This window comes from Phaeovulum veldkampii DSM 11550, assembly GCF_003034995.1.
In the GTDB taxonomy this organism is placed as follows: Bacteria; Pseudomonadota; Alphaproteobacteria; order Rhodobacterales; family Rhodobacteraceae; genus Phaeovulum; species Phaeovulum veldkampii.
Genome location: NZ_PZKF01000001.1, coordinates 182,186 through 194,554, shown reverse-complemented (window position 1 = coordinate 194,554; position 12,369 = coordinate 182,186). Strand labels below are relative to the sequence as shown.

The window sequence follows — 12,369 nt, the reverse complement described above, 5'->3', positions numbered from 1 at the left end:
TCAGACCAGCCGGTCCATCTCCTTTGCGGCCTTGATGAAGCCCGCAAACAGCGGGTGCGGCGCAAAGGGTTTCGATTTCAGCTCGGGGTGGAACTGCACGCCGATGAACCACGGATGGCCCTTGTGTTCCACGATCTCGGGCAGGCGGCCATCGGGCGACATGCCCGAAAACACCAGCCCGCAGGCTTCCAGCTTGTCGCGGTAAGCCACATCCACCTCGTAGCGGTGGCGGTGGCGCTCCTCGATCTCGGTGGTGCCATAGACCTCGGCCACGCGCGATCCGGGCGTAAGGGCTGCGGAATAGGCGCCCAGCCGCATCGTGCCGCCCTTGTCATCGCCCAGCTTGCGTTCGACCTTGTGGTTGCCCTGCACCCATTCTTTCAGATGATAGACGACCGGGGTGAAGCGTTTGGCGCCGGCTTCGTGGTCAAATTCCTCGGACCCGGCATTGGTGATGCCCGCCAGATTGCGCGCCGCCTCGATCACCGCCATCTGCATCCCCAGGCAGATGCCCAGATAGGGCACGCCCTTTTCGCGGGCGAATTGAGCGGCGCGGATCTTGCCCTCGGTGCCGCGTTCGCCAAAGCCGCCGGGCACCAGGATCGCGTGAAAGCCTTGCAGCCAAGGCGTCGGGTCTTCGCGCTCAAAGATCTCGGCGTCGATCCATTCGGCCTTGACCTTGACCCGGTTGGCCATGCCGCCATGGGTCAGGGCCTCGGCGATCGATTTGTAGGCGTCTTCCAATTGGACGTATTTGCCGACGATGGCCACCCGCACCTCGCCCTCGGCATGGGTCAGCCGGTCCATGACGTCTTCCCAGCGCGACATGTCGGGGCGCGGGGCGGGGCTGATGCCAAAGGCGTCCAGCACCGCCTGATCCAGGCCTGCGCGGTGATAGGCCAGCGGCGCCTCGTAGATCGTGCTCAGGTCATAGGCCGGGATCACCGCATCGGGGCGCACGTTGCAAAACAGCGCGATCTTGGCGCGTTCCTTTTCCGGAATGGGATGTTCCGACCGGCATACCAGAACGTCGGGCGCAATCCCGATCGATCGCAGTTCCTTGACCGAATGCTGCGTGGGTTTCGTTTTCAATTCACCCGAGGCCGCCAGATAGGGCAACAGCGTCAGATGCATGAAGATGCACTGGCCGCGCGGGCGGTCCTGCGCGAACTGGCGGATCGCCTCGAAGAATGGCAGGCCCTCGATATCGCCCACGGTGCCGCCGATCTCACACAGCATGAAATCGACCTCATCCTCGCCGATGGCGAGGAAGTCCTTGATTTCATTGGTGACGTGCGGGATGACCTGAATGGTCTTGCCCAGATAGGCGCCGCGGCGCTCTTTTTCCAGGACGTTGGAATAGATCCGCCCCGAAGACACGCTGTCGGTCTTGCGCGCCGAAACCCCGGTGAAACGTTCGTAATGGCCAAGGTCCAGATCCGTTTCGGCGCCGTCGTCGGTGACGAAAACCTCGCCATGTTCAAACGGGCTCATCGTGCCGGGATCGACGTTCAGATAGGGGTCGAGCTTGCGCAGTCGCACCGAAAAGCCGCGCGCCTGCAACAGCGCCCCCAGCGCGGCCGAGGCCAGGCCCTTGCCCAGAGAGGACACCACGCCGCCGGTGATGAAAACGTATCGCGCCATGCAGGATGCCCCCGTGATCGGTTCAAAACAAATGCCTCAGGGCCGTCAGACCCTGCATCACGGGAGTCGATGCTTATCAGATTCGGCGGCCCCCCGCAACGGACCGCAAGCAGTTGAGGAAAGTTTCGGGGCGATGCCTAAACTTTGTGGGTCATTCCACTGGCGGCGGCGCCAGCGGCGCATCGGTGGGGGCGGGCGGCAATTCCACCTCGGGAAGCGCAGGCACCAGCGGTGCCAAGGGCGCCTCGGCCCCCGGCAGATCGACGACCGAGCCGGTCGAGGCCTTGCGCGCGGCGACCACGGTCAGCGCCAGCGAGGTGGCGATGAAGGCGATCGCAAAGATCCACGTCAGCCGCGACAGCGCATTGGCCGCAGCCCGGCCCGACACAACGCCGCCACCTCCCATGCCCAGACCGCCGCCTTCCGAGCGTTGCAGCAGCACCACGCCGATCAGCAAAAGCGCAAGGATCAGGTGGACGGTGAGAATGATGTTTTCCATTGGCCTCAAGCCTTGCTGCATTCGGACACGGCTATCTAGGCGTATGGCGCGCCTCGTGCAAGGCCGTTTCGACCCGCCCGGCCCCCGGGGGGCGGTCGTGCCAGGCAGAATTGACCGCCGCGGACGGGCAATGCTGAAAAACCGGTTTCCCCCCGGCGCCAGCCCCGCTATATGGTGCGCGGTTTGCAAGCCGAGGAGAAGCACATGGCCAATGTCGTCGTCGTCGGCGCCCAATGGGGCGACGAGGGGAAGGGCAAGATCGTTGACTGGCTGTCGGAACGCGCCGATGTGATCGCGCGCTTTCAGGGGGGCCATAACGCGGGCCATACGCTGGTCATCGGCGGCAAGGTGTTCAAGCTGTCGCTGCTGCCCTCGGGCATCGTGCGGGCGGGCAAGCTGGCGGTGATCGGCAACGGGGTCGTGCTGGACCCCTGGGCGCTGTTCACGGAAATTGACAAGCTGGCGGCGCAGGGGGTGGCGATTTCGACCGACAACCTGATGATCGCCGAAAATACCCCGCTGATCCTGCCGCTGCATCAGGATCTGGACAAGCTGCGCGAGGACGCGGCGGGCAAGGCGAAGATCGGCACCACCGGTCGCGGCATCGGCCCGGCCTATGAAGACAAGGTGGGCCGCCGCGTGATCCGCGTGGCTGATCTGGCCGACCGCGACACGCTTGAGGCGCGGCTGGACCGGCTTCTGGCCCATCACGACGCGTTGCGTCAGGGGCTGGGGGCCACCCCGATCGACCGCGCCGAACTGACCGAAAAACTGCTGGAAATCGCGCCGAAACTGCTGCCCTATGCCGCCCCGGTCTGGAAAGTGCTGGGCGAGATGCGGCGCGCGGGCAAGCGCATCCTGTTCGAGGGTGCGCAGGGCAGCCTGCTTGATATCGACTTTGGCACCTACCCTTACGTCACCTCGTCCACCACCATGTCGGGGATGGCCGCCACTGGCACCGGGCTTGGCCCTTCGGCCATCGGCTTTGTGCTGGGCATCGTCAAGGCCTACACCACCCGCGTCGGCGAAGGCCCGTTCCCGACCGAACTGCTGGACGAGGACGGCCAGCGCCTGGGCGAACGCGGCCATGAATTTGGCACCGTCACGGGGCGCAAGCGGCGCTGCGGCTGGTTCGATGCGGTTCTGGTGCGCCAGACCTGCGCGATTTCCGGCGTGAACGGCATCGCGCTGACGAAACTCGACGTGCTCGACGGGTTCAAGACGCTGAAAATCTGCGTGGGCTATGAAATCGACGGGGTGCGCTATGACTACCTGCCCACCGCCGCCGCATTGCAGGCACGGGTTGTCCCGATCTACGAGGAAATGGACGGCTGGAGCGAAAGCACCCAGGGCGCGCGCAGCTGGGCCGAACTGCCTGCTGCGGCGATCAAATACGTCCGCCGGATCGAGGAACTGATCCAGTGTCCGGTCGCTATGCTGTCCACCAGCCCGGAACGCGATGACACCATCCTTGTCACTGATCCGTTCGCAGACTGATGGCACTCGGGTATAAAACGCGTCGGCGGCTTGCGCTTCTGATCCTCCTGGTCGGGATGCCGCTTTATGTGGCAGCCGCGGTGACGGCGGTGAACTGGTTTGACCGGACCTGGGGCCGCCTGCCGATCTGGGCCGAGGTGCTGGTTTATCTGGCCCTTGGCGTGATCTGGATATTGCCGTTCAAGGCGGTGTTTCGGGGGGTGGGGCAGCCCGACCCTCAGGCAGAAAAAACCGGCGATCGCACGCGCGACGCCGGTTGATCCGAGGCGGATATGAACGGTGCGCCGCGCCTCAGGCGCGGCGGGCCGTGGTGTAAAACCGCGAGGCCGAGGTGATGGCAAACTGGCCGCGCTTGACCTTGGCGATCTTGCCATGACGCAGCAGCATCCCGAACGAGCGCAGCCCGTCTTCGCGAGAATATCCGTTGTCCTGCGCGACGGCGACCACCTTTTTGATGATCTGCGGGCGCGAGAAATGCGGCCGCCCCTCGACGCTTGAGGTATAGGCCGCCGCCGCTTCCAGCAGGTCGGCCAGTCCCGAGGCGCCCAGGCTTTCGGCAAAATCGGCAAAGTTTTTCGCTTCGGCGGGCGACAGCGGGGTGTCGTCGTCGTCGTCATCCATGGCAACGATGGTGGGGGCGGCGGGGTGGGCCAGCATCGCCGCACTGACCCGGCGCGGCCGGATCAGCGCGGTGGCGGGCGCCAGCGTCTCGCCCGAGCGGTCGATGCGCTGTTCCGACACCAAAACCAGCGGCGCGGGTCGCTGTTCGGGCCGGGCCGGGCGTGGCGTGGCGGCCTTGGTTTCCACCGGGGCCGTGCGCGGGCGCACCGCCTGCGACAGGTCTTTGCGGTAATTGCCCAGATCGGATTCGGGTTCGGATTCGGGCTTGGCACCGCCCAGCCGACGTTCGGCCAGCGTGGCGGCCACAGCCGCCTTCAGATGCGCGATTGCCGAAAACCGGCGTCGGCTTTCGGACCCTTCCAGCTTGGAATTGGTTTCCGACAGCAGCCGCGACAGATCGGCCTCGGCGGGTTCTGCATCCACGGGGCGGCTGGGGCGCAGAACAAGCACCGGCTCGGCATCTGCTGCCTGGTCGGGCACCGCATCTTCGGGCGCCACTTCGGCGATGACCGCCGGCGCGGCTTGCGGTTCGGCGGTGGCCGACTGGGGCATCAGCGCGGCAATGGTCGCGGCGATCTGCGCGGCATCGTCCTGGGCCTCGGCTTCGGGGTCGGCTTGCACCACCTCGGCATCAACTTTCGCCACCTCGGCGTCGCTCTCGGGCATCAGGATCTGAAGCCCCAGATCATCCGCGCCCTGCATCGCAAAGGCATCGTCAGCGGTCAGGGCATCATCGCCGGGCATTTCGGGCAGGTCATCGGCGACGACCGTTTCGGGCGCTTCGGCGGCGATTTCTTCGATCTCGGGCGCGTCGATCCGGGTTTCTTCAAACAGGGCGGCTTTGAACGCGGGCAATTCTGCCTCGGTTGCCGCATCGGTGACGGCGGTCAGGCTCAGGCCGCGGGCCACGCGGGCCGCGCGGCGCTGGGCGCGCTGGCTCAGATCATCGGGCACGGGGGCGCTGGCCGCGGCCAGCAGGGCAGGGTCGGTCTCGGGCTCTGCACCGATCAGTTGTGTCGGCTCCACTTCAACCGGTTCGGGCTGGTCGCTGACCGCGGTCAGCACCGACAGCAAGAGCGACTCGTCCGCTTCGGCCTCAGGCTCGGCGGCAGCTTCCAGCACGGCAGCTTCGATCTCGGGGCTGGTGTCGGGTGACGGTTCCTCGGTGGCATCAGCGGCCAGCGCAACCGTCTGCTCGGAGGCCGGTTCCTCTGAGGTCATCTCGGCCATGGCTTCCGCGGGCGCCAGTTCGGCGACCTCGGCAGCCAGCCGCTGCGATTCGGAAACGGCAGCCCTGATCCGCGCCAGCTTGGCCGCGATGGCATCTTCTTCGACCTGTTCCCGCGCATCGGGCAGAACGGCGGATTCTGCGGCCACTTCGGGCGCGGCAGGCGCGACGACGGCTGCGGCAACAGGCTCTGCCACGGCCACTTCGGGCGCCAGAATTTCCTGTGCGCGCAGCACGATACCGGTTTCGCTGAAGCGTGTTTCGACGCGGCGCTGAATCTCGCGCTCGGCAATGCGGTTCAGCATTTCGGCATCCGGCGTGGGCGGTTCTGCGCCAAAATAGCGGTCTTCGGAGGCCAGATCCCGGAAATACTCCGCAATCGCCTTCATCGTCGAGAACGGGTCATCGAATCCTTCCAGCGTGCAGGAAAAGGTTCCGTAGGAAACGGTAAGAATTTTACTTGCGACGACCATTCAACACCTGCCTTCTCTCGGGAACGACCCGCCCAGACTGTGGTCGAACTGGTGCTTTAGCGTGAACGGAATAAGGCAATAACAAGGAATTTTCCACGATCCGGGTTATAATCGGGCGCGGAAGCTGCCACCAACGGGGATCTATGAGCAGATATATTATCAAATCAAATAAAGGGGTTACACTGCTTGGTGGGGCCAGGGTCGGGGCTTCTGATCTGGCGCAGGCCCTTGCGCTGGCGCCTTGTCTTGTGGCCGCGGATGGTGGCGCCGACCGGGCGCTTGCCCTTGGTCACATGCCCGAGGCGGTGATCGGCGATTTCGATTCGATCAGTCCGGCGGCGCGCGCGGCGATTGCGCCGGAGAGGTTGCATCCCATCGCCGAACAAGACAGCACCGACTTTGGCAAATGTCTGCGCCATGTGGCCGCGCCGTTTTATCTGGCGCTGGGGTTTTCGGGGGGGCGGCTGGATCACACGCTGGCTGCGCTCAGCGAACTGGCGGCGCGACCACACCAGACCGTTGTGCTGATCGGTTCCGAGGATGTGGCCTTTCGCGCGCCTGCCGAACTGGCGCTGGATCTGGCACCGGGCACGCGGCTGTCGCTTTACCCGATGGGCCGGGTGCGGGGCCGCAGCACCGGGCTGCGCTGGCCGATCGAGGGGCTGGCGCTGGCACCTGCGGGGCGGATCGGCACATCGAACGAGGCGACGGGGCCGGTGCAGATCACCGCTTCGGGGCCGCTTCTGGTGCTGCTGCCGCGGCGGTGTCTGGATGTGGCGCTGGCCGGGCTGCGGCTGCCACCACCCGTTCGCGGTGAATGACATATAGCCCCGAGGCCACGATGATGCCGATCCCCACCCAGGTCAGCGGATTGGGAAAATCGCCAAACACCAGATAGCCGAACAACGTGGCGGTGACGATTTCCAGATAATGCAGCGGCGCCAGGGTAGACGAGGGCGCCAAGGCCAGCGCGTAGGTCAGCGCCATGTGGCTGATCGTTGCGGTCAACCCGACACAGAACACCCACAGCCAGAAAATGCCCTGCGGCGCCACCAGTGCCAGCGATGGCGCCCCCAGCGCGTCGCCCGCAATCAGCAGCGGCAGGCAAATCGGTGCTGCGATCAGCGCGGTGTGCAACTGCATCGTGACCGAATGCATGTCGCGCGACAGGCGGCGGGTGATCAGCATGTAGAGCGCAAAGAAAAACGCCGTGCCCAGCGGAAACAGCGCCACCGGCCCGAACACCGCGAACGAGGGCTGGATCACGAACAGCGCCCCCACAAACCCCACCACCGAGGCGCCCAGCCGCCGCAGCCCGACCTGTTCGCCCAAGACCAGCTTGCCGATCAGCAAGATGATGAAGGGTTCCACAAAGGCGATGGCCAGCGCATCGGCGATCGGCATCGCCTGCACCGCCGCCACGAAGGTATAGGTCGAGCCGATCGAACACAGCGCGCGCAGCGTGGTCAGCAACAGCACCCGCGGGCTCATGCGCCAGTCCAGCCGCATCAGCAGCACGATGGGCGCCATCAGCGCCGCCTGCACGATGAACCGGCCCAGCGTGACAATGCCCACCGGCACCGCGGCCGCGGCGAGTTTCGAGGAGACGTCGATCAGCGGTGCGATGATGCAAAAGGCGATCATCAGCGCCACGCCGGGAAGGATGCGGTCGGTCTGGGTCATGGGCCGGGGCTACCCCGGCGCCGCGGGGCCGTCCATCCTGAAAGCGACGTTCCGCAGGCGGCCCGGTTCAGCGCGGCGCAGTCAGGGGCTACTCGGCGACATGGCGCGGGGCAGGGGGGTGCTGCGGCTGTTCCAGTTCAAACACCCGGCCCTCCAGCGCGGCGATGTCGTTCGCCAGCGGGTCGGTGGTGGCGGGTTCAGCCTCGCCCTTGCCAACCAGACGGCCAAAGATCCGTGCCAGTAGCCGCGACAGGTCATCCATGATCAGAAAGAACGACGGCACCACGACAAGGCTGAGAACGGTCGAAACGATGATCCCGCCGATCACCGCAATCGCCATGGGCGCACGGAACGGCCCGCCTTCGCCCACCCCCAGCGCCGAGGGCAGCATCCCCGCCGACATGGCGATCGAGGTCATCACGATCGGGCGCGCGCGCTTGTGGCCGGCATCCAGCACCGCCTCCATCCGGCCAAGGCCCTGCTGCATCCGTTCGATGGCGAAATCGACCAGCAGGATGGCGTTCTTGGTGACGATCCCCATCAGCATCAGAATGCCGATCAGCACCGGCATCGACACCGCATTGCCAGTCAGGATCAGCGCGGCGGCGACCCCGCCGATGGCCAGCGGCAACGAGAACAGGATGGTGAACGGCTGGATCACCGAGCCGAACAGCAAGATCAGCACCGTCAGCACCAGCATCAGCCCCAGAATCATGGCGCGGGCGAAACTGGTCATCAACTCGGCCTGCACCTCGGCATCGCCTGCCTCGGCAAGCCGTACGCTCGCCGGCAGATCGACGCTGGCGGTGATTTCCTTGAAGCGGTCGGTGGCGGTGCCCAGTGCCACGCCCACCGGCAGGTTGGCGCCGATGGTGGCGCGGCGTTCGCGGTTCAGCCGGTCAACCATGCTGGGGCCTTCGGCAATGGCAATATCGGCCACCGCCGACAACGGCACCGTGCCGCCCTGCGCCGTGGCCAGCCGCAAGGCGCCCAGCCGCGCCAGATCATCGCGCGCTGTTTCTGCCAGCCGCACCCGGACCGGCACCAGGCGGTTGTCAATCGCCAGCTTGGCCAGCGCCGCGTCGGTATCGCCGATGGTCGCCACCCGCACCGTCTGCGCAATCTGCGCCGCCGTGATCCCCAGCCGTGCCGCCACATCGGCGCGCGGTGTGATCTGCACCTCGGGGCGGGGCAGCGCCCCTTCGGATGAAACCTCGGCCAGCAGCGGCTCGCCGCGCAGCGCGGTTTCCAGCCGCGCCACGGCAAGGTTCAGGTCGGCCTCGTTCGACGACAGCACCGAAAACGAGATATCGCGCTGGCCGCGGTCGTTCAGCTTGAACGCCCGCACATCGGGAATGGCCCGCAGCCGGGCAAAGACCTCGGCCTCGATCTGGTCTTGCGGGCGCATCCGCCCGGTCGAGGCCACCTCGGGCACCAGCGCGCCCAGAACCGGAATCGACTGGCCGATTTCGGCAACCCGCCGCAGCAGCGAATGATCCAGCTTGTCCAGCAGCACCGTGACCGAGGCACGGCGCACATCGCGCTCGCCCGTGGGCGAGGCGCCGCCCTGGGTAAAGATATTGGCGACGCCCTCGATATCGGCGATGGCGGTCTCGATTGCGCGCGTGGTGCGCGCGGTTTCGTCGAGGCTGGCGCCGGGCGGCAGTTCCACGCTGATCGGGATGCGGCTGACATCTTCCGAGGGCATGAAGCTGCCCGGTATCCGCATCATGTAAAAGAGTGACACCGCCAGAACGCCGATGGCCACGGCCAGCGTGACATAGCGCAGCCGCGTGCTGACCTGCACCAGCCGCAGATAGAACCGCATTACCGGCCCGTCGCGGCCATGCTCTTCCTCGGCGTCGGCATCGCGCATCAGATAGGCGGCCATCATCGGCGTGATCAGCCGCGCCACCAGCAGCGAAAAGATGACCGAAATCGCGACCGTCAGGCCGAATTGGCTGAAATACTGGCCCGGGATCCCCGGCATGAACGACACCGGCACGAACACCGCGACAATCGTCATCGAGGTGGCGATCACCGCCAGCCCGATTTCATCTGCGGCCTCGATCGCGGCCCGGAACGGGGTCTTGCCCATGCGGATATGGCGGGCGATATTCTCGATCTCGACGATGGCGTCATCGACCAGAATCCCGGTGGCCAGCGTGATCGCCAGCAACGACACGAGGTTGAGCGAAAAGCCCAGCAGGTCCATCAGGAAAAAGGTGGGCACCGCCGACAGAGGAAGCGCCACCGCGGCAATCGCCGTTGCGCGCCAGTTCTTCAGGAAAGCCAGCACCACCAGCACCGCCAGAAGCGCCCCCTCCAGCAGGGTGTGCAGGGCGGCCTCATAGTTGCCCAGCGTGTAGAACACGGTCTCGTCAACCAGCGTGATCGCCACCTCGGGGTTGGCCTTGCGCAGCGTGTCCAGCGTGGCGTTCACGGTTTCGGCCACGCTGACCTCGGATGCGCCCTTGGCACGGAACACCGCGAAACTGACCACCTGCTCGCCGTCATAGCGCGAGAACGAGCGCAGTTCCTCATGCGTGTCGGTCACGCGGCCCAGATCCGACAGCCGGACGAACCGCCCCGAGGGCAGCGCGATGGTGGTGGCGGCCAGCCGGTCGGCGGTGGCGGCATCGCCCAGCGTGCGGATCGCCTGCTCGGCAAGGCCCAGTTCGGTGCGCCCGGCGCCCAGATCGGTGTTGGTGGCGCGCAGTTGCGCGTTCACTGCCGCCGCAGTGATGCCGAAGCTGTCCAGCCGCACCGGATCAAGTTCCACCAGAATTTCACGGTCGGCACCGCCGTAGCGGTCCACCCGGCCGATGCCGGGGCGGCCCTGCAAGGCGCGGATGATGGTGTCATCGACAAACCACGACAGTTCGGCAATCGACAGCGCCGGGGCCGAAACGGCAAAGGTCATGATCGCCTGACCCTCGACGTCGATCCGGGTCACGATCGGCGCCTCGATATCGCCGGGCAGGTCGCCGCGGATCTGGTCGATGGCGTCCTTCACATCCTGCACGGCCTTGTCGGTGGGCACTTCCATACGGAATTCCACCGCGGTGGTGGACATGCCGTCCACCACGGACGAGACGATGTTCTTGACCCCGGTGATGCCGGCCACGGCATCCTCGATTTCCTTGGTGATCTGGGTTTCCATCTCGGCCGGGGCGGCGCCCGACTGGGCCACGCTGACCGCCACCAGAGGCACGTCGATATTGGGAAACCGGGTGATCGGCAGCGAGGTGAAGGATTGCCAGCCCAGCACCATCAACATCACAAAGGCAAGGATCGGGGCAATCGGATTGCGGATCGACCAGGCGGAGAAATTCATCGCAGCGCCTCTCAGTTCACCGCTGCGGCGGAGGCCGCAGGCACCGGAGTGATGCGGTCGCCATCGCGCACAAAGGCGGCGGCCTTGGTCACCACCAGATCGCTCTCGAACAGCCCCGACAGAATTTCGACCATGCCGCCGTCGCGCACCCCGGTCACCACCGGCGTGCGGGTGACGATGCCGTCATGCACCCGCATCACGGTGGCGCCTTCGGCACTGGCGCCCACGGCGGTTACCGGCACCGCCAGCGCCATGCGTTCACTGACCAGAATTTCGGCTTGCAGGAACATCCCCGACCGCACCTGCTCCGGCTGATCCACCGCAACCCGCACCCGGCCCAGCCGGGTGGCGCTGTCGATGCCCGGCTCGACCAGCCGGACATGGCCCGGCAGCGCCGCCCGAGTGCCCACCGCAGTCATGCTGGCGGGCTGGCCGGGGGCAAGACGCATCACCTCTTGTTCGGCCACATCGGCCTGCAATTCCAGCGCGCCATCGCGCGCCAGCACGAACATCGGCGCGCCTGCGCCGCTGGCGATGGCACCCCGCGTCGCGTTGCGTTCCAGCACCAGCCCCGCCACCGGCGCCCGCACCTCGGTGCGCGCCAGTTGCAATTCGATATTGGCGACCTGCGCCTCGACCACGGCGGCCTGCGCGCGCGCCACCTCCAGCCCCTGCCTGGCCACGCTGACGCGCGCCGCCGTAGCCTCGGCATTGGCGGCCGCCTGATCGGCCGCAGCCGACGATGTCACGCCCTGATCGCTGAGTGCGGCGCTGCGCAGGCTGACGCGGCGGGCCTCGGCGGCGGCGGCTTCGGCCTCGACCAGTTGCGCCTCGGCCTGCGCGATCGAGGCTGCTGCACTGGCGCGTGAGGCCAGAAGCTGGCCCTTTTGCAAGGTCAGCGCCGCCACCGAAAGCCGGGCCAGAACCTGCCCCGCGGCGACGCTGTCGCCCACCTCGGCAGCCAGCAGCTCAATGGCCTGGCCCTCGACCTCGGGCTGCACCACGACCCGTTCCACCGGCCCCACCAGCCCCGAGGCGATCACCCGGTCGCGCAACGGCAGCCGTTGAACCGCCGAGACGCTGATTGCCGGATGGTCTGCCGGTTGCTGCGCCGGAACTGCCGTTTGCGCGCGCAGCGGGGCCGGGGCCAGAAGCGGCAGCGCGACGGCAAGGGCTGCGGCGACAATCAGCGAGGGGTAGCGCATGGAAGACCCTTACATTCTCATAACTTTATCTAACAACGTGTAGGCGCCCTGTGCGCGCGCGCAAGTCGCGGTTGCATCGTTTTAGCAGAATCTTGCGCGCGCGGGGATCACTTCTTCTCGCTTGCGCAGCACGCGGGATGGCGTGATGTGGCCAGAATGCACGACCGTCTGCCGGGCCTGAT

General features: G+C 66.4%; 9 protein-coding genes. 3 read left to right on the top strand and 6 right to left on the bottom strand.

The window, feature by feature from the left end; genetic code table 11:
• Both C5F46_RS00915 and secG read right to left on the bottom strand, forming a co-directional pair.
• The gene (locus tag C5F46_RS00915; protein ID WP_107323468.1) at nt 1-1,644 is read right to left on the bottom strand and encodes a CTP synthase; all 1,644 of its coding nucleotides are present in this window, start codon (nt 1,642-1,644) and stop codon (nt 1-3) included.
• Nucleotides 1,645-1,795: 151 nt separating this feature from the next.
• The gene (secG, locus tag C5F46_RS00910) at nt 1,796-2,143 is read right to left on the bottom strand and encodes a preprotein translocase subunit SecG (protein WP_107323467.1); all 348 of its coding nucleotides are present in this window, start codon (nt 2,141-2,143) and stop codon (nt 1,796-1,798) included.
• Nucleotides 2,144-2,347: 204 nt separating this feature from the next.
• Here secG and C5F46_RS00905 point away from each other — a divergent pair, with 204 nt between their 5' ends.
• Both C5F46_RS00905 and C5F46_RS00900 read left to right on the top strand, forming a co-directional pair.
• Complete coding sequence (locus tag C5F46_RS00905; protein ID WP_107323494.1) at nt 2,348-3,640, top strand: adenylosuccinate synthase; 1,293 nt, start codon at nt 2,348-2,350, stop codon at nt 3,638-3,640.
• Complete coding sequence (locus tag C5F46_RS00900) at nt 3,640-3,900, top strand: DUF2842 domain-containing protein (RefSeq protein WP_107323466.1); 261 nt, start codon at nt 3,640-3,642, stop codon at nt 3,898-3,900. The genes C5F46_RS00905 and C5F46_RS00900 overlap by 1 nt, the downstream gene beginning before the upstream one ends.
• Before the next feature lie 31 nt (nt 3,901-3,931).
• Here C5F46_RS00900 and C5F46_RS00895 read toward each other — a convergent pair whose 3' ends face one another.
• Entirely contained in the window at nt 3,932-5,962 is a 2,031-nt protein-coding gene (locus tag C5F46_RS00895) for a hypothetical protein (RefSeq protein WP_133618320.1), read from the bottom strand.
• A 143-nt stretch (nt 5,963-6,105) separates the two neighbouring features.
• Here C5F46_RS00895 and C5F46_RS00890 point away from each other — a divergent pair, with 143 nt between their 5' ends.
• Nucleotides 6,106-6,783, top strand: a complete 678-nt coding sequence (locus tag C5F46_RS00890; RefSeq protein WP_107323464.1) for a thiamine diphosphokinase — start codon at nt 6,106-6,108, stop codon at nt 6,781-6,783.
• Here the strand turns inward: C5F46_RS00890 and C5F46_RS00885 are convergent.
• From C5F46_RS00885 to C5F46_RS00875, 3 genes are all read right to left on the bottom strand, one after another.
• Nucleotides 6,686-7,645, bottom strand: a complete 960-nt coding sequence (locus C5F46_RS00885; RefSeq protein ID WP_107323463.1) for a DMT family transporter — start codon at nt 7,643-7,645, stop codon at nt 6,686-6,688. The genes C5F46_RS00890 and C5F46_RS00885 overlap by 98 nt on opposite strands.
• Nucleotides 7,646-7,733: 88 nt before the next feature.
• On the bottom strand, nt 7,734-10,982 hold the full coding sequence (locus tag C5F46_RS00880; RefSeq protein ID WP_107323462.1) for an efflux RND transporter permease subunit: 3,249 nt from the start codon (nt 10,980-10,982) through the stop codon (nt 7,734-7,736).
• An 11-nt stretch (nt 10,983-10,993) separates the two neighbouring features.
• Nucleotides 10,994-12,187 carry an efflux RND transporter periplasmic adaptor subunit gene (locus C5F46_RS00875; protein ID WP_107323461.1) on the bottom strand — a complete coding sequence of 398 codons (1,194 nt, stop codon included), beginning with the start codon at nt 12,185-12,187 and terminating at the stop codon, nt 10,994-10,996.
• Nucleotides 12,188-12,369 lie beyond the last annotated feature (182 nt).

What these genes read in the sequence shown, in the direction of transcription:
- C5F46_RS00915 (WP_107323468.1), bottom strand. Translation starts at nt 1,644, where the DNA reads ATGGCGCGATACGTTTTCATCACCGGCGGCGTGGTGTCCTCTCTGGGC.
- secG (WP_107323467.1), bottom strand. Translation starts at nt 2,143, where the DNA reads ATGGAAAACATCATTCTCACCGTCCACCTGATCCTTGCGCTTTTGCTG.
- C5F46_RS00905 (WP_107323494.1), top strand. Translation starts at nt 2,348, where the DNA reads ATGGCCAATGTCGTCGTCGTCGGCGCCCAATGGGGCGACGAGGGGAAG.
- C5F46_RS00900 (WP_107323466.1), top strand. Translation starts at nt 3,640, where the DNA reads ATGGCACTCGGGTATAAAACGCGTCGGCGGCTTGCGCTTCTGATCCTC.
- C5F46_RS00895 (WP_133618320.1), bottom strand. Translation starts at nt 5,962, where the DNA reads ATGGTCGTCGCAAGTAAAATTCTTACCGTTTCCTACGGAACCTTTTCC.
- C5F46_RS00890 (WP_107323464.1), top strand. Translation starts at nt 6,106, where the DNA reads ATGAGCAGATATATTATCAAATCAAATAAAGGGGTTACACTGCTTGGT.
- C5F46_RS00885 (WP_107323463.1), bottom strand. Translation starts at nt 7,645, where the DNA reads ATGACCCAGACCGACCGCATCCTTCCCGGCGTGGCGCTGATGATCGCC.
- C5F46_RS00880 (WP_107323462.1), bottom strand. Translation starts at nt 10,982, where the DNA reads ATGAATTTCTCCGCCTGGTCGATCCGCAATCCGATTGCCCCGATCCTT.
- C5F46_RS00875 (WP_107323461.1), bottom strand. Translation starts at nt 12,187, where the DNA reads ATGCGCTACCCCTCGCTGATTGTCGCCGCAGCCCTTGCCGTCGCGCTG.